This window comes from Apibacter sp. B3919 (assembly GCF_026537405.1).
Lineage (GTDB): Bacteria > Bacteroidota > Bacteroidia > Flavobacteriales > Weeksellaceae > Apibacter.
In genome coordinates, this window is record NZ_JAFNMG010000005.1 from 35429 (window position 1) to 52374 (window position 16946).

General features: G+C 27.8%; 16 protein-coding genes. 3 read left to right on the forward strand and 13 right to left on the reverse strand.

From position 1 onward, the window contains the following. Positions 1-9 precede the first annotated feature (9 nt). On the forward strand, positions 10-1317 hold the full coding sequence (locus J3U20_RS08580; RefSeq protein ID WP_160542873.1) for a nucleotide sugar dehydrogenase: 1308 nt from the start codon (positions 10-12) through the stop codon (positions 1315-1317). A 9-nt stretch (positions 1318-1326) separates the two neighbouring features. After that, positions 1327-2325 carry a glycosyltransferase family 2 protein gene (locus J3U20_RS08585; RefSeq protein WP_160542874.1) on the forward strand — a complete coding sequence of 333 codons (999 nt, stop codon included), beginning with the start codon at positions 1327-1329 and terminating at the stop codon, positions 2323-2325. A gap of 6 nt (positions 2326-2331) precedes the next feature. On the opposite strand, the gene J3U20_RS08590 is transcribed toward J3U20_RS08585, so the two are convergent. Then, positions 2332-3378, reverse strand: coding sequence for a glycosyltransferase family 2 protein (locus J3U20_RS08590; RefSeq protein WP_160542875.1), 1047 nt, complete (start codon positions 3376-3378; stop codon positions 2332-2334). Between the two features lie 706 nt (positions 3379-4084). Here J3U20_RS08590 and J3U20_RS08595 point away from each other — a divergent pair. Continuing rightward, the gene (locus J3U20_RS08595) at positions 4085-6190 is read left to right on the forward strand and encodes a leucine-rich repeat protein (RefSeq protein WP_160542876.1); all 2106 of its coding nucleotides are present in this window, start codon (positions 4085-4087) and stop codon (positions 6188-6190) included. Positions 6191-6260: 70 nt separating this feature from the next. Here the strand turns inward: J3U20_RS08595 and J3U20_RS08600 are convergent, their stop codons facing one another. The 12 genes from J3U20_RS08600 to rfbB are packed head-to-tail and all read right to left on the reverse strand — an operon-like array spanning position 6261 to position 16942. Beyond that, positions 6261-7190: a glycosyltransferase gene (locus J3U20_RS08600; protein WP_160542877.1), complete on the reverse strand. Its 930-nt coding sequence runs from the start codon at positions 7188-7190 to the stop codon at positions 6261-6263. Then, complete coding sequence (locus J3U20_RS08605; RefSeq protein WP_160542878.1) at positions 7187-8485, reverse strand: glycosyltransferase; 1299 nt, start codon at positions 8483-8485, stop codon at positions 7187-7189. The genes J3U20_RS08600 and J3U20_RS08605 overlap by 4 nt, the downstream gene beginning before the upstream one ends. 20 nt (positions 8486-8505) lie before the next feature. Further along, positions 8506-9315: a DUF5672 family protein gene (locus tag J3U20_RS08610; protein WP_160542879.1), complete on the reverse strand. Its 810-nt coding sequence runs from the start codon at positions 9313-9315 to the stop codon at positions 8506-8508. Then, a complete protein-coding gene (locus tag J3U20_RS08615) occupies positions 9308-10282 on the reverse strand; it encodes a glycosyltransferase (RefSeq protein WP_160542880.1) in 975 nt (324 codons plus the stop codon). Before J3U20_RS08615 ends, J3U20_RS08610 begins: the two co-directional genes overlap by 8 nt. A 14-nt stretch (positions 10283-10296) precedes the next feature. Beyond that, positions 10297-11403 carry a DegT/DnrJ/EryC1/StrS family aminotransferase gene (locus J3U20_RS08620; RefSeq protein ID WP_160542881.1) on the reverse strand — a complete coding sequence of 369 codons (1107 nt, stop codon included), beginning with the start codon at positions 11401-11403 and terminating at the stop codon, positions 10297-10299. Further along, complete coding sequence (locus tag J3U20_RS08625; protein ID WP_160542882.1) at positions 11400-11885, reverse strand: acyltransferase; 486 nt, start codon at positions 11883-11885, stop codon at positions 11400-11402. Before J3U20_RS08625 ends, J3U20_RS08620 begins: the two co-directional genes overlap by 4 nt. Further along, positions 11882-12292, reverse strand: coding sequence for a sugar 3,4-ketoisomerase (locus J3U20_RS08630; RefSeq protein WP_160542883.1), 411 nt, complete (start codon positions 12290-12292; stop codon positions 11882-11884). Before J3U20_RS08630 ends, J3U20_RS08625 begins: the two co-directional genes overlap by 4 nt. After that, positions 12285-13550, reverse strand: a complete 1266-nt coding sequence (locus J3U20_RS08635) for a polysaccharide ABC transporter ATP-binding protein (RefSeq protein ID WP_160542884.1) — start codon at positions 13548-13550, stop codon at positions 12285-12287. Before J3U20_RS08635 ends, J3U20_RS08630 begins: the two co-directional genes overlap by 8 nt. 58 nt (positions 13551-13608) lie before the next feature. Next, positions 13609-14469, reverse strand: coding sequence for an ABC transporter permease (locus J3U20_RS08640; protein WP_160542885.1), 861 nt, complete (start codon positions 14467-14469; stop codon positions 13609-13611). Positions 14470-14482: 13 nt separating this feature from the next. Further along, complete coding sequence (gene rfbA / locus J3U20_RS08645) at positions 14483-15352, reverse strand: glucose-1-phosphate thymidylyltransferase RfbA (protein WP_160542886.1); 870 nt, start codon at positions 15350-15352, stop codon at positions 14483-14485. 4 nt (positions 15353-15356) lie between these two features. Beyond that, positions 15357-15881, reverse strand: a complete 525-nt coding sequence (locus tag J3U20_RS08650; RefSeq protein WP_160542887.1) for a hypothetical protein — start codon at positions 15879-15881, stop codon at positions 15357-15359. Positions 15882-15889: 8 nt separating this feature from the next. Next, positions 15890-16942, reverse strand: a complete 1053-nt coding sequence (gene rfbB, locus J3U20_RS08655) for a dTDP-glucose 4,6-dehydratase (protein WP_160542888.1) — start codon at positions 16940-16942, stop codon at positions 15890-15892. Positions 16943-16946 lie beyond the last annotated feature (4 nt).

Genomic DNA, 16946 nt, shown 5'->3' on the forward strand with positions numbered 1-16946 from the left:
ATCGACACAATGCTTTTTTCCCCTCAAAATATTAAAATAAGTATAATAGGTCTCGGATATGTCGGACTTCCTTTAGCTTTGGAATTTGCAAAAAAATATAAGGTAACAGGATTTGACATTTCAACCGAAAGAATAAAACAATTAATTGAATCTAAAGATATTACTCGAGAGGTATCTTCTGAACAAATTTCAAATGTTATAGTTAAATCCGCAAAAGATTTAGAAAACCAAAACGGATTTTATCCTACTTCGAATTTGGATGACATAAAAAATTCAACGATTTACATCGTGACCGTACCCACTCCTGTAGATTCATCCAACAGACCTGATTTAACCCCTTTACATTCTGCTAGTACCACTGTAGGGAAAGTAATTAAAAAAGGTGATGTTGTTATTTATGAATCTACGACTTATCCGGGATGCACGGAAGAAGAATGTGTGCCTATTATTGAAAAAATTTCAGGGCTAACATACAATCGTGATTTTTTTGCAGGATATTCTCCTGAAAGAATCAATCCCGGTGATAAGATTAATACTCTCACAAATATTAAAAAAGTGACCTCCGGGTCTACTCCTCAGGTTGCAGAATTTGTAAATAATTTATATTCTTCCATTATAACCGCAGGTACCTATCAGACAAGCTGTATTAAAGTTGCCGAATCAGCAAAAGTAATTGAAAATTCACAACGGGATATTAATATTGCTTTTGTTAATGAATTAGCAAAAATTTTTAATTTATTAGGTGTTGATACGACGGAAGTGTTAGAGGCTGCCGGAACTAAATGGAATTTTTTACCGTTTAAACCCGGCCTGGTAGGTGGGCATTGCATTGGCGTTGACCCCTATTATTTGGCCCAAAAAGCCATGGAATTAGGATATCATTCCGAGATTATTCTCGCAGGAAGAAGATTAAATGATTCGATGCCTTATTATATCGCTTCCGAAGTAATTAAGTTAATGATTAAAAAGGATATTATTATAAACAATTCAGACATTTTAATTTTAGGCATTACATTTAAAGAAAATTGTCCGGATGTTAGAAATACTAAAGTGGTTAATATAGTTAAATGTTTGGATGAATATGATTTGAATATAACTATTTGCGATCCTTTAGCAAACCCTAAAGAGGTTAAGCATGAATATGGTTTAGATATATTTAATGAAATTCCGAATTCCATGAAATTCGACACAGTAATTCTTGCCGTACCACATCAAGAATTTAAAGAAATGAATATTAAGAAGTATTGTAAAGATAATGCTGTAATTTACGATTGCAAATCTTTTCTAGACAAAAAAATTGTTGATGCTCGATTATAATTAATTTGTATGCCATATCCATTAGTTACCGTCTCTATTCCCGTTTACAATTGTGAAAAATATATTGGTCGCAGCATTAATTCTGTATTGAATCAAACCTATCCTAATATAGAAATACTATTGGTGGATGATAAAGGAAAAGATAATAGTTTAAATGTTATTAAAAAGATACAGTCTCAACACCCTGAAAAAATAAGAATTATAGAACACGAAACCAATCAAGGTCTTTCCATAGTTAGAAACACGGGTATAGATCATGCAAGGGGTAAATATTTATTTTTTTTGGATGGTGATGATGAAATTATTCCCGAGTGTATTGAGGAATTAGTAACGTTGATTACTAAAACGCAGTCTACTGTTGCAGTAGGTGAAATATCCGCAATTAATACATTCAAAAAAACACAATATAAAATATTTCCTTTTAATCACTCCCTTACTTCCCTTAAAGGAAACGATAGTATCTTTGAATATTTTTGTAATGGATCTTGGTCAGTAAGTGCTTGCAATAAACTTATTGAAGTTGACTTTTTTAGAAAACATAAAATTTATTTTGTAAAAGATTTATTCTCTCAGGACGAGTTATGGTCTTTTCATACGGCATTGAAGCTAGACAGTATTTGTTTTTTACATAAATCAACCTATTTTTATTATCTTCACAATGAATCTATTATTTTTAATAAAACTAAAAGAAATTTTGAAAATCATCAAACTATAGTTGAATATTTTACAAGAGCTTTTAAAGAAGCTAATCCAATAAGGAAAAAATATATGCTTAAGCATATTATCTCATTTAAAGAAATTACTCTTACCATGCAATGGAAATGTATGAAAAAGGATATTGCTTATTGGAAACAGAATTATAAAAGATTAAAAAAAGCTCCGTCATTATCTTTTCTAGATTACTTTTCTTCTTTTTATTCATTAGACCAAAAAAAGAAAAATTTTTTTCAAAACTTACCGGTCAATATTGGATATAAATTATTTAAATGGAGATTTGAACGAAAATAATTTTTTTTAATGTTTTAGAAATAAAAGACATTTTATAATATATTTAAATTGATAGGTTAGATCCAATTTAGCACAATACGGATAAACTGATATATATTGGTATAAAATATTCCAGGATAATCTCTTTTGAGCAAGAAAATATCCTAGTACACTTTTTTTATATGTGTTTTCTAAAAATTTTGAACTAAATGGACATTCTATACTTTCATTATATTCAATTAATTTTTTTGCCCAATCTATAAATAGCTTCAGATCATCATAATTTCTTATCACTTGATGGATTAATAAAGCGTCTACAAATTTTTTATCATACAATTCTGAATTTTCATCGATTAATTTGCTTAAGACTTGATAATGTAAGTTTTTAGATATTTCCCATTGCTTTTCATTTTTTAAAATCTTATTATCTGATTTTATAAAGGATGCTTGGTTTCCTGTAATTCTATATATATAGAGGGCTTCAGGAATTGTTAAAAATTTGCCTCCCTTTTCAATCATCCTTATAAATAATTCATAATCTTCTGAAAATCTTAAATTTTCATTATAAAATAAATTATTTTCTTTTAAAAAAGTTGCCCTGAACATAACAGCTGCATGAGCAATGGGACAGCCTAGCAATTGTTGATCTTTTATATCTGAGTGATTAATTTTAAATTTTATCACATTGTTTTTTAATCCAATGCATTTCAAAAAAGTAGAACAAAGAGCTAAATCTTGATTTCTTTCCAGTACCCGAACCTGCTTTTCTATTTTATCTTGCAAGTAATAATCATCTCCATCTAACAAAGCTATATATTTTCCTTTTGCTTGTTTAATTCCAATATTTCGAGAATTTGCTGGACCTAAATTTTGTGACTTTTCATATAATCTAATTTTTTGATTTTTAGAATATTTACTCTTCACCATTTGTACTGTATTGTCTGTAGAACAATCATCAATAACAAGTATTTCCAAATTTGAATAGGTTTGATTTAATATACTATCTATTGCTTGCTCAATATATTTTTCAACATTGTAAGTAGGAATTATTATAGATACTAAAGGTTGGCACATGAGTAATTAAAATTAATTTATTTCGATGAATATTGAAACAAATATTCTAAATTCTTTGTTATAATTATTTAAAGGATTATAAAAAATTATTAGTATTTAATCATACAAAATTAGAAAAATTCAAGTTTCTGTTTTTATTATCTTAGTATAAATAATCGTTTTATTAACTATCTCTTCTCAAAGTTCATTTAGTTCAAAATATGAATTGTATTTATTGCATTTTTAATTTTTTTTAAGTTAAGTTTTATCTTCTTTAGTTAATAAATAAAAACTCTAAATTTAAATACAACTAATTATTATTAGCTTCTTATGCTTCATTTTATTTTATATTTATTAATTAATATTTTCATTGCTAATATTTTTATCCAAACTTTTAAATTATTGATTACAAGTATTTTAATTATTATAAGTGTATACCTATAAACAATTTGTTTACGTTTTAAATATAAATTTATATTTATTTTTGCGATTAAAGTATAAATATTTTTATTAACTTTGTTTCATATACTAATGTAATTATTATATGTGCACATTAATAATTTACTGATTTATTTAACTAAAACTAACACAAATGAAATATTATGCTATATACAAATCAATATCTTTTTACACCCATTAACAATTTAATAATGGATATCCTCTTATGATTATAATATCATAATCAAATAAAAAAGTATTCAAATACATTTTAATAAAATTAATTATTATGAAAAAATTTATTTTTTTTATGCTTTCTATTTTCTTAATAGGAGCAGTTTGCCATGCACAAGTTTATAAAGAGTTAGATGTTAAATTACCCGGAACCTTATCCCAATTAGTTACTTCTGATAAAAGTAAAATAACTCACCTTAAGTTAACAGGTTCAATAAGTAATGAAGACATTAAAACGATACGGGAAATGTCTGCTCTTAATAATTTGGATTTAACTAAAGTAAAATTATCAGACAACAATCTACCAAAAGGGGCTTTTTCTAATTTCAAAGGCCATATATCATTACCTGCAACTCTTAAAGTAATACCTTCCAACACTTTCATTTCATATTCAGGAAGTATTACTTTACCTTCTGCATTAGAAACTATTGAACATAAGGCTTTCTTAGCTGCTAAAATCGATAAACTAGATTTTTCTAATACTCCTAATTTACATACGATTGATTATTCTGCATTTGAAGGGCTAACCTTAACAACAACCAATAATACTTTAGATTTCTCTAAAAATTTAAAATTAAATTCTTTTTTGCCATATGGTAGTTCTGTTGCAGGTCCTTTTACTGGATTTGTAGGAAACGTAATTTTACCAAATAATCTTAAAAAAATATCAAATCTAATGTTTGCTCAATTTTCCGGTAGCATTACTTTACCTGCAGCTCTGGAAACTATAGAGCACAAAGCTTTTATATACTCTAAAATTGATAAACTTGATTTTTCCAGTACTCCTAATTTAAATACTATTAATTACTCTGCATTCGAAAGACTTACTTTAACTAAAACCAACAATACATTAGATTTTTCTAAAAATTTAAAATTAAATTCTTTTCTTCCTTATGGTAGTGCTGCTTCAGGACCATTTACAGGGTTTGTTGGAAACGTAATTTTACCGAATAATCTTAAAGAAATTTCAAATCTTATGTTTTCTCAATTTACGGGTAGCGTTATTTTACCTTCTGCCTTAGAAACTATTGAGCAAAGGGCTTTCTTATTTGCTAAAATTGATAAACTTGATTTTTCCAGTACTCCTAATTTAAGTACTATTAAAGACCGAGCTTTTGAAGGTTTACAAATTACAACGGATAAAACCATAAATTTTCTTAAGAATATTAAATTAAAGTCATTCCCACCGCATGTAAATTCTGCCTCAGGCACATTTTCAAATTATACAGGACATGTTATTTTACCTATAAATTTAACTAGAATTTATAGCTATATGTTTTCTAAATTTAACGGAAGTGTTTGCTTACCTGTAGCTTTAAGGGTTATCGATCATAGAGCTTTCTTATACGCTAATATAGATAAACTTGATTTTTGTAAATCAATTATATTAACAGAAATTAAAGATAGAGCTTTTGAAAATTTAAATTTAACTGAGAATAAAACTTTAGATTTTTCTAAAAATTGTCAATTAAATACTTTTTCTTCTAATCCAGGTTCCAACACCGGATCGTTTACTTTTTTTACAGGTAATGTTGTTTTACCTCAACACCTAAAAAAAATATCCAGCTTGACGTTTTCACAATTTAGAGGTAATGTAACTTTACCCCCTTTATTGGAAATCATAGAAGATAATGCATTTATTTATGCTAAAATGAAAGAGATTGTAATTCCTTCAACTGTTAATTATATAGGCAATTCTGCTTTTATAGAAAATTCTACTTTAGAAAAAATATTTAGCAATAATCCAACCCCTCCTGCATTAGGAAAAAATGTATTTAAAGGTGTCAACACAATAGCTACTCAATTAATTGCTAATACTTGTGCCTATGCAGAAGCTGATCAGTGGAAAGATTTTATTAAGAATGCAGATTTGGTTGCTTGTGGTAAAAAAGCAAACTTTGCTTTTAATAATTATTTAACTACAGAACCTCAGATTAATGTATATCCCAATCCAAACAATGGCTTATTTAGTATTAATTTAGGAAATATATCCGAAGGGTCTATTGAAATTTCTAATATAAACGGAGGTATTATTTATTCTAAAAAATTCAATGGAATAAACGAAATTTATGTGGACATACAAACTCAGCCTTCCGGTATTTATATTGTTAACGTTATTTCAAATCAAACAGTAATAACTAAAAAAATTATAAAAAATTAATTATTAGGACAAAAAAATCGGGTTAATAACCCGATTTTTTTTAGCTTTATACTATAGAAATGTAAAATTACTACAAAAAATTCATTCCTTCTTTTTCTGAAACTTTTTTATTTTTTAATATCTCTTTCTTTTTTATTTTTAATACAACTTTAAACTTATCAAATATTAGTTTGATTGATTTCTTATCAAAGAAAAGAAGGGCTTTAAATAAGTCTGCTAAAAGTAATCTGTATTCAACTAATTTTCTATTTCCTTTTAAAAGTGGATTTGAAATATCTAATAAAACTTTTCTTTTATATTTTGTTAGTAATGCATCAAAATATACATGAGGAGGTCTTTCTTCCCTATCATGATAAACTTTAACAGAAGGAACTACCCCCACTTTCAATGAAAAATAATGTATTCTGTGGACATAATTATCATCTTCTCCATAATGATAAAAAGTTGGATTAAACCCCCCAATTTTTTCTATAATTTTTTTGGAAAGAAGCCAACAGGCAGCTGGAACAAAATCAAAATCACAAATTAATTCTTCACTTACTTTATGTGTACTTAATACAGAATAAAGATACCTACTTTTGTAAGGATTTACACAATTGTAGAACCCTTGATCAATTAAATTTCCTTCCCCATTCATATGTATAGGACTTAAAATTCCATAGTCCGGATGATCTATACTATTTTTTAATAACACTTCAACAGTTCTTTCCTGTATCCATGCATCTTGATTTAATAAAAAAAAATAGTCTGCCCCCTTTTCAAATGCTCTTTTAATTCCTATATTATTAGCTTTCCCAAAACCATCATTTGATTGATTTTCGATAAGCTCAACGGATGGATAATTTTTCTTAATAAACTGAACACTTTCATCTGTAGAAACATTATCAATTGCTATTATATTTATTTTTATAGAAGAATTGAAAATGGAATCAAAACATTTTTGTATCCAATTCTTTTTCATTCCATTATAAATAACGATTATAGCATAAACATTTTTCATATTTTTTTATCAATTAAATTTTGATAAATTTCCAAACGACGATTTCCTAATACTTCTTGTGTATAATTAGCTTTAACAAAATTTTGTGCTTTTTCAGCTATTTGATAGGCTTTTTCTTTATGGTCAAATAAATATTTAATTTTCTCAATAAATTCCTTTCCATTTTTTGCAATCATAACCTCTTCCGTATCTTTTGCATCAATTCCTTCTATTCCTATTATAGTTGTGACAACAGGAGTAAATTGCGCCATTGAATATAGTATTTTAGTTCTTATACCGCTACCTGTTCTTATAGGAACTATTTGAATACTATTACGAGAATATGATTGCAAGTTCTCTACAAAACCCAAAAATTTAATATTTTCATAAGATTCAAATAATTTTTGATTTTCAATTGACCAATTTCCAATAACTTCTAATTTTAAATGAGTTTCACGATATACTTCTTCATATAATTCATTAATAAACCACCTTAGTCCATCAAAATTAGGAGAATGTACATCTGAACCAACAAAAATCAATTTTTCAATAGTAAATTCTTCTTTAGCATATTTACAAAATGCACTCTCTAAAATAGGAAATGGAGAATTATATATATTATCCAATGATAATAATTGTTCCAACTTTTTCTTATCAATATCGCTAAATGTTATAACTGCTGAAAACTTCTCCAATATTGCTTTTTCCATACATTTTAAAAGATTATAAACGTAGTTGTTGTAGTTGTAATCATTGAGTTTTTCTGAATTAATGATTTGTCTTGAAGTATTTAATCTAGCAAACTGAAGCTCATGATGTACAAAAACCGTTGGAATGCCTTTTGGCAGCGTAAAAATTAAATTCATGAATCCAAAATGTTCAACTTGTATGATATCTAATTTTTCTTTTTTAGAAATTTCACTTATTTTTTCAATATAATCTTTATTTAAGGGTCTGATAAAATTTACACAATTTTGTAAATCTTCTTGAAAAATATTCTTCGTAATAAGTATATTATCTTTAGTTGAAAGAAGGTTTGATAATTTATATAAGAAAGTTATAATTTTATTAAAAAAATTTTTAATTAACGGTTTTTTAATTTTTTTAGGAATACAATTAATAGTGTAGATATCTACTTCCGGCCATTGTTTTTTTAATTCTTCAACCGCTATTATATGATTTTGCTTTTTTAAGATAAATATAAAAATGAGCTTCATTTTTTTTCTTAAATAATCTGCAATTGCATATTGAGCTACTATTCCACCTTCAGATAGCGGATAAGGAATAATAGGGGTAAGAATTAGAATTTTTTTCATTATTCAATTATGAAATAAGGCTATTTATCTTTAATATAATTTTTCCAAAATATACTATTTTTCTGCCACGCGTGACAGCCAAAAGGCAGTTCGGGATAAATAAATTTCATTGCAATATTGGGGCATGGATCTATAGAAAATTGTACTGCTTTTTTATAATTTGGTATTTTCAACTTTTTTATAAATCCTTTATTTACTTCATAACTCCAAAATACATCTTCATTAAAAAGAGAAGTTGAGTCATTACTTGTATATTGATCTATAATATTTTGATCGTAATTCAATAAAATTTGGTAAAACTTTTCTGTTTTACGCAATGAAAGCCCACCATTTCCAACTTTATAATATAATGAATTTTCAGTAACCTTCTTCTTTAAAATAGAATTAAAATACTGTTTGGCAAAAAATTTTAATTTTTTAAATTTTGTTAAATTATATATTGAATAGGTAAACCAAGGTGCTCCAATATAATCATAGTTTTGATTACACCAATATTCCAACTTGTCTTTAAATACATAACAATCTAATTGGTATATTAGCAAGTATTTATAATTTAAAAATTTTTCATAAAAATCTACACTAAGCATTAATTTATTGTATGATTTTATATTTTCAAAAAAAAATAATGGAAATCTTTTATGTTGTAAGTTAATAGTCTCGTAGTTTTGTGCTATTGTATAATACGAATTTAGTGACAAATTTTCAGGACAAATAAGACAGATAGAATATCTTTTCCCTAAAATTTTTAAAACTTGTTTAAAAGATATTTTTTCAAGATTAGATAACTCTTTTTTGTAAACTGGAATAATTATAGTTACTAATTTATCCATTTTTATTGCTTAAAATTGCTTGTAATTTATAATAAAAGGAAATCAAATTAAGAGATTTTTCATATAGTTTTATTTTATTTTTATGTGATAAAGCATTTATACCCCATATTTTGCACATAATTGTGATCCTTTTATTTATTTTCATACTTTTTAAATATTTATATAGATTTTTATTATCCTTTATAAAAGAATCCTTTATTAAATAATTAAAAGCACGTTGGGCTGTTGGCGACTTATTTTTATGTTTATTATATATTTTAATATCATCAACCACCCATTTATCTCTTGATAAAACTTGTGTAAAACTACTGTTATGTATCCTATACTTAGCGGAAATGTAATCCGAATAAAGTATTTTGTATATTTCAGCTATTCTCAACCACATATCATAGTCTTCATAATTCAAGCTTTCATCAAAATATCCAATTTTCGAAAAAATTTTACTTTTTATCATTATGGACATAGCCGGTATAAAATTCCCTTTTAATAAATCTTCATAAATATTTTCGGAATTTATATGAAATACATTAGATTTATATTTTTCAATAAATTTGCTCTCTATAGGACTTGAATTTTCATCTATAAGAAAAGCATCAGAAAATACCATTCCTACACGATCATCTGTATTCTCTAATAATTGTACTTGGATTTCAGTTTTTTTAGGTAACATGAGATCATCCGTTGCTATCGATGAAATGTATTTCCCTTTGGCCACTTTATATCCGTCATTTATAGTTTTACAAATTCCCTTATTTTCAGTATGCTTTATAAATTGAAATGGTTTATTATAAGTGAGCAACCACTGATCTATTTTTTTTACACTATCATCTGTGGAACAATCATCAACAATTATTAATTCAATGTTCTTATACGTTTGCTGATCAATACTATCTAAAGTTTCTACTAGATGCTTACTATTATTATAATTGATAGCTACTATACTAACTAAAGGTAATTCTTTGTCCACAACAAGTTTATAATTTAAAATTGATTTATTTGATCAACTACTTTTTTTATTTCATCTTGAATTAAAACAGGTGAAATGGGAATGCTTAAAATTTCTCTACTTAATTTTTCTGTTATTGGTAATTGTAAATGATTATAGTTTGAATATGCTTCCTGTTTATGAGGGGGTATAGGATAATGAATTAAAGTTTGAATATTGTTTTTTGATAAATATTCTTGTAATTCATCTCTTTGTTTGCATTTAATTACAAATATATGCCAAACATGCTCATGGTTTTGAAGACAATTTTCAATTTTAGGTAATTCAATCTTAGGATTTTTAATATGGTTTAAATAATAATTAGCAACCTCTCTCCTTTTCTGATTTTCTTGATCATTATATTTCAATTTTAGATTAAGAACTGTGGCTTGTATTTCATCTAACCTACTATTTAATCCTTGATACTTATTCACATATTTTTTCTGTGACCCGTAATTAGCCAACGTTCTTACAATTTGCGCTAATTCAGTATCATTGGTACATACTGCTCCCGCATCTCCTAAAGCTCCTAAATTTTTCCCCGGATAAAAACTAAAACCCGAAGCATCTCCTAAGTTTCCGGTTTTAGTTCCTTTCCATTCGGCTCCAATTGCTTGAGCATTATCTTCAATAATTTTTAAATTATAATTTTGTGCCAATAATTTTAATTCATTGGAAAACACGGCTTGTCCATATAAGTGGACAAGCATGATTGCTTTAGTCTTAGGGGTTATCTTTTCTTCAATTTTTGATATATCTATGTTAAAGGTTCGTTCATCTGGTTCTACAAAAATTGGAATCAATCCATTTTCTGAAACAGCTAAAACCGAAGCTATGTATGTATTGGCAGGAACGATTATTTCATCCCCTTCATTTATTACTCCTAATTCTTTATATCCTTTAATTATTAATCGTAAAGAATCCAATCCATTGGCTACTCCAATCGCTTCTTTTACTCCAATATATTTTGCCAAATTAATTTCAAATTCTTTAGCTTTTTCTCCTAAAAGATACCATCCTGACCGATATACTTTTATAATTTCATCTTCGATTTCTTTTTGAAATTGAAGATTAATTTTTTTTAAGTCTAAAAATTTTATCATAATTTTTGAATCTTACCTTCTTTTGATATTATGCCATGTTGAATTGCGGGATTGCCATACCAAACCGTATAGGGGGGAATATCTTTAGTTATTACACTTCCTGCTCCAATTAAGCTATATTCTCCAATACTATGTCCTGCTATAATAGTAGAATTTGCTCCAATGGAGGCTCCTTTTTTTATAATTGTTTTTTGGAATTCACTAGGATATTGCTTTGAACGGGGTATTAAATCATTGGTAAAGGTAACATTGGGACCAATAAAAACATCATCTTCTATAGTGACTCCGTCCCAAATCTGAACACCGGATTTTATGGTTACATTATTTCCAATTGTAACATCGTTTTCTATAAAAACATTAAAGTTAATATTACAATTATTACCGATGATTGCGTTTTTTAAAATTACACAAAACTGCCAAATGAAAGTATTATCCCCGATATTATGAGTCTGTACATCCGATGTTGGATGAATTTTAATCATTTCGTTAATTTTTTAAATTCGTCATAATCTCTTATATAATCTTGTTCAATATACAATTCAGAAGCTAGACATAATAAGACTGCGTTATGTGAAAATTTTATATCTCTCCAAATTTTACAGGGTATATATAATCCTTTTTCGGGAGAATCTAAGATAAATATTGATTTATTGCCATATATATCTTCTATGTTAAACTCAATAGTCCCGGAAAGCGCAAATATCACCTGTTCAAGATCTTTGTGAGCATGACCTCCTCTATGTACATCCTGTGGAGTAAAATAAGTCCAATAAACCCTTTTTATATCAAATGGAATATTACGATTTTCTTCAGCAACCGTAATATATCCCAATATAGAAGACCCTATTTTTGGTAATTCAATAATCTTTGGTTTATTCGTTCTATCCATAAAATTTATTTGAAAAATTAAGATCCGGTCGTAATACACCTGGAAGTAAATTACTGTTAAACCCTAAAGATTCGTTTATTATTTCAAATTGAATTACCTCGTTTTGTATGTATAATGGATATCTCTGATCTTCTCCAAAAATCAAATTAAATTTATAAACTCCTGCATTTAAAAAATTAGGATCTATTTGACCTGTAACCTTATAAATACCTCTTTTTGAATCTTTATTTTTTGTTATTAATTCTCCTGTATGAAAAATAGTTATTTCATCTGAATTACGTAATTCAAATGTAGCATCTAAATTTATTCCAACTTTATTATTATAAAATACTAATTCAAATTGTACTCCTGAAGAGATTGTTAGATAACTTCCATTTATCGGTTGAGTATTAAATTTAAGTATTTTAATATTTTCATTACCCGGAGCTGTTTCAATATCTCCTTTATGTTCAAGAAAAGATGAAATATTAGTTAATTTTTGATAGTATTCTACAGATTCTAATGCTCCCCCGATATAAGACACACCACCATGTTGCATTACAACCCCTTGATTACAGAGAGTTCTGATGGCAGCCATATTATGACTTACAAATAAAACGGTTCTTCCATCATTAATACTAACATCTTTCATTTTACCCAAACATTTTTTCTGAAACTCCGCATCTCCTACAGCTAATACTTCATCAACTATAAGAATATCAGGTTCTAAATGTGCTGCTACAGCAAATGCTAACCGAACATACATTCCTGAAGAGTACCTTTTCACGGGGGTATCTATATACCTTTCAACACCCGAAAAATTTACGATTTCATCAAATTTGGATCGTATTTCTCTTTTAGTCATTCCTAAAATAGCCCCATTTAAAAAAATATTTTCTCTGCCTGTTAATTCCGGATGGAAACCGGTTCCCACTTCCAATAAAGATGCTATTCTACCATTAATTTTTATACATCCTGATGTAGGAGATGTAGTTTTAGATAGTATTTTTAACAAGGTTGATTTTCCTGCACCATTTCTCCCTATAATACCTAAGACCTCACCCTGTTTAACGTCGAAACTAACCTCTTTCAATGCCCATACATAATCTGAAGAACCTTTTGTCGTTCTATCATTCGTTTCCCCTATTTTAGCAAAGGGATCTCCCTTTCCCATCGTTTTCCACCACCATCTTTTTAAATCTTGCTGTAAAGTTCCGGTACCTACCTGACCTAATCTATATAGTTTTGAAATATTTTCTATTTTTATTGCTAAATTCATATTGAAAAGTAATGAATATATTTTTTATAAATTTTTTGATAATATAATAATTTACATATCATACAGTATCCATAAAGCTTCTTTCCACTTTATTAAAAATTATGATACCAAAAAATATGCTAAAAAAAGCAAATAGAGTACTATATAATAAGCCTCCCCAACTCAAAACTCCTTCTCCTAAAAAGCCGTATTTAAAGGCTTCTATGATCGGTGAAATAGGGTTAATCATAGCTAACCAATGAAAATTTTCGGGAAGTTTGTTATAAATCATGGATATAGGATAAATGATTGGAGTAGCATACATAAGTAATGACACTCCAAATGACAATAAATAGGATAAATCTCTATATTTAGTTGTCATGGAACTAATAATCATACCTAAACCTAGTCCTATACCTGCCATAAGAACAAGTAAAATAGGAAGTAAAATAGCATATATATTTGTTTGAAGATGAATTCCTTTAAATATATAATAAAACAAAAATATCAGAAATAAAATAAACTGAATTAAAAATTTCAATAAATTACCAATAACTATTGACAAAGGCATGATTAAGCGAGGAAAATATACTTTTCCAAAAATACTTGCATTATCTCTAAATACTGATGAAGTTCCCGCTAAGCAATCTTGAAAATAATTCCAAAGAGTTAAACCCGATAAATAAAATAAAATTCCCGGTATTCCATCTGTTTTTATACCGGCAATCCCTCCAAAAACAACAGTAAACATTAAAGAAGTTATAATTGGATTTATAAAAAACCAAAGGGGGCCTAGAATGGTTTGCTTATAGTTAGCAACAAAATTTCTCCTTACCATAAGGACTAATAAGTCTCTATAATCCCAAATTTCTTTAAGCTTAAAATCTAATAAAGAATGCTTTGCACTTATATTTTCAGTCCATTTTTGAGTTTCTTCCATTTAATAATAAGTACTAACGTTTATAATAGGTAATATTTTTAAGATATTCTCCATATCCGCTTTTTCCATATTTATTAGCAATCTCATATAATTTTTCAATAGTAATAAATCCTCTCTTATAAGCAGTTTCTTCAATACATCCAATTTTTATACCTTGTCTTTTTTCAATTACACGTATATATTCCGTAGCATCATGAAGAGAATCAAAAGTTCCGGTATCCAGCCAAGCTGTACCTCTGTCCATTACTCCAACTTCCAACTCTTCGTTTTCTAAATATACTTTGTTTACATCTGTAATTTCATACTCTCCTCTAGCTGACGGCTTTAATTGTTTTGCTATTTCTACTACTTTATTATCGTAAAAATATAATCCCGGTACTGCATAGTTTGATTTTGGATTTAATGGCTTTTCTTCTATGGATATAGCTTTCATATCTTCATTAAATTCAACTACCCCATATCTTTCCGGATCATTTACATGGTAAGCAAAAACTATAGCTCCTTTTGGATTGGTCTTGGATCTCAATAATTGGCTTAAGCCTGATCCATAAAAAATATTATCTCCTAATATTAATGCCACCGAATCATCTCCTATAAATTTTTCACCAATAACAAAAGCTTGAGCTAAACCGTTCGGCGTATGTTGGATTTCATAAGTTAAGTTACACCCGAAATCTGAACCGTCTCCTAACAATTTTTTGAATGCCTCTTGATCATGAGGTGTGGTAATAATTAATATATCTTTAATTTCTGCATCCATTAAAACCGATAATGGATAATAGATCATAGGTTTATCATAAACAGGCATAAGTTGTTTACTTACTGCAATGGTAAGTGGGTATAATCGTGTTCCGGATCCTCCAGCTAATATAATTCCTTTCATATAATTATTTTATTATAAATGTATTAAACATAACATTATAATCCGACCTATCGGTATTATTTTTATCTTCAACTATTTGTAAAGTAATTGTTTTATCTTCATAGTGCATAACCCCTACTTCACCGTATACTTTGTCTCTGGTATCATCGGCTTCGTAATAGGTAGTTATCCAATTAAACTTACCAAGATGGGTTGATTTATTTTTGCTTGTAACTTTAAAATTTACTTTTTGATAAAAAAATTGAAGTTGATTGATTTGATCACTTACTATAGAGTCGGCAGATAATTTTTTATTAAAAATGCTAATCGCTATGGTACTTTCTACTTTGTAATTTGTGTATTTGTCTAATTCCAGATATCTAACACCTTCTTTGAAATAATCGTTTTTAACTTTCCAATGTAAAGGTAAATTAATAGATAATCCTTCTTTTTGATAGGTATTCGTTGTTTGTTTTTTACTTTCCTTACTTTGTGTACAAGAACTTATTAAAAGTAACAACGAAAAAATAAATACACTTATTTTACTCATGATAGGTATTACGTTAAATCATACTGTTCATCATAATATTTTCGGTATGAGCCACTGGTTACGTGGCTTAACCAATCTTGATTATCCATATACCAATCAATAGTCTTAGTTAATCCTTCCTCAAAATTTACGGAAGGTTTCCATCCTAGCTCTTTGTTTATTTTAGTAGCATCAATAGCATAGCGTAAATCATGTCCGGGACGATCTTTAACAAAAGTTATTAATTTGGCACTTTCTCCTTCTTTTCTTCCTAATTTCTTATCCATCAATTTACATAATAAGTGAACTAAATCAATGTTTTTCCATTCATTAAATCCTCCAATATTATAATTTTCTTTGTTTTTTCCCTTATGAAAAACCAGATCAATAGCTACGGCATGGTCAATTACATACAACCAGTCACGGGTATAATTTCCATCACCATATACAGGTAAAGGGTTATTATTTAAGATATTATGAATTAACAACGGGATAAACTTTTCAGGAAAATGATTGGGACCATAATTATTAGAACAATTGGTAATTACCACCGGTAAATCATAGGTATCTGTATATGCTCTTACAAAATGATCAGATGAGGCTTTTGAAGCCGAATAAGGGGAATGAGGATTGTATTTTGTTTCTTCAGTAAAAAAACCGGTTTCACCTAATGTACCATACACTTCATCGGTGGATACATGATGAAATCTTTTACCCTCATAATTATTATTCCATACTTTTTTTGCAGCATCTAAAAGAATAACCGTTCCTATAACATTAGATTTTACAAATTCTAAAGGTGTGGTTATGGATCTGTCTACATGAGATTCAGCGGCTAAGTGTATTACTCCATCCGGTTGAAATTCAGAAAATATTTCTTTTATTTGTTCTTCGTTAGTTATATCGGCTTTTAAAAATTGGTAATTAGGCTTATTTTCAATATCTTTTAAATTTTCTAAATTACCGGCATAAGTTAATGCATCTAAATTTAAAATTTTATATTCCGGATACTGATTTACAAACCTTCTGACTACATGAGATCCGATAAATCCGGCACCTCCTGTAATTATTAATTTTTTCATTTAT

Bases quoted from the DNA above. Each gene is read 5' to 3' on its own strand.
- J3U20_RS08580 (WP_160542873.1), top strand. From the start codon at position 10: ATGCTTTTTTCCCCTCAAAATATTAAAATAAGTATAATAGGTCTCGGA.
- J3U20_RS08585 (WP_160542874.1), top strand. From the start codon at position 1,327: ATGCCATATCCATTAGTTACCGTCTCTATTCCCGTTTACAATTGTGAA.
- J3U20_RS08590 (WP_160542875.1), bottom strand. From the start codon at position 3,378: ATGTGCCAACCTTTAGTATCTATAATAATTCCTACTTACAATGTTGAA.
- J3U20_RS08595 (WP_160542876.1), top strand. From the start codon at position 4,085: ATGAAAAAATTTATTTTTTTTATGCTTTCTATTTTCTTAATAGGAGCA.
- J3U20_RS08600 (WP_160542877.1), bottom strand. From the start codon at position 7,190: ATGAAAAATGTTTATGCTATAATCGTTATTTATAATGGAATGAAAAAG.
- J3U20_RS08605 (WP_160542878.1), bottom strand. From the start codon at position 8,485: ATGAAAAAAATTCTAATTCTTACCCCTATTATTCCTTATCCGCTATCT.
- J3U20_RS08610 (WP_160542879.1), bottom strand. From the start codon at position 9,315: ATGGATAAATTAGTAACTATAATTATTCCAGTTTACAAAAAAGAGTTA.
- J3U20_RS08620 (WP_160542881.1), bottom strand. From the start codon at position 11,403: ATGATAAAATTTTTAGACTTAAAAAAAATTAATCTTCAATTTCAAAAA.
- J3U20_RS08625 (WP_160542882.1), bottom strand. From the start codon at position 11,885: ATGATTAAAATTCATCCAACATCGGATGTACAGACTCATAATATCGGG.
- J3U20_RS08630 (WP_160542883.1), bottom strand. From the start codon at position 12,292: ATGGATAGAACGAATAAACCAAAGATTATTGAATTACCAAAAATAGGG.
- J3U20_RS08635 (WP_160542884.1), bottom strand. From the start codon at position 13,550: ATGAATTTAGCAATAAAAATAGAAAATATTTCAAAACTATATAGATTA.
- J3U20_RS08640 (WP_160542885.1), bottom strand. From the start codon at position 14,469: ATGGAAGAAACTCAAAAATGGACTGAAAATATAAGTGCAAAGCATTCT.
- rfbA (WP_160542886.1), bottom strand. From the start codon at position 15,352: ATGAAAGGAATTATATTAGCTGGAGGATCCGGAACACGATTATACCCA.
- J3U20_RS08650 (WP_160542887.1), bottom strand. From the start codon at position 15,881: ATGAGTAAAATAAGTGTATTTATTTTTTCGTTGTTACTTTTAATAAGT.
- rfbB (WP_160542888.1), bottom strand. From the start codon at position 16,942: ATGAAAAAATTAATAATTACAGGAGGTGCCGGATTTATCGGATCTCAT.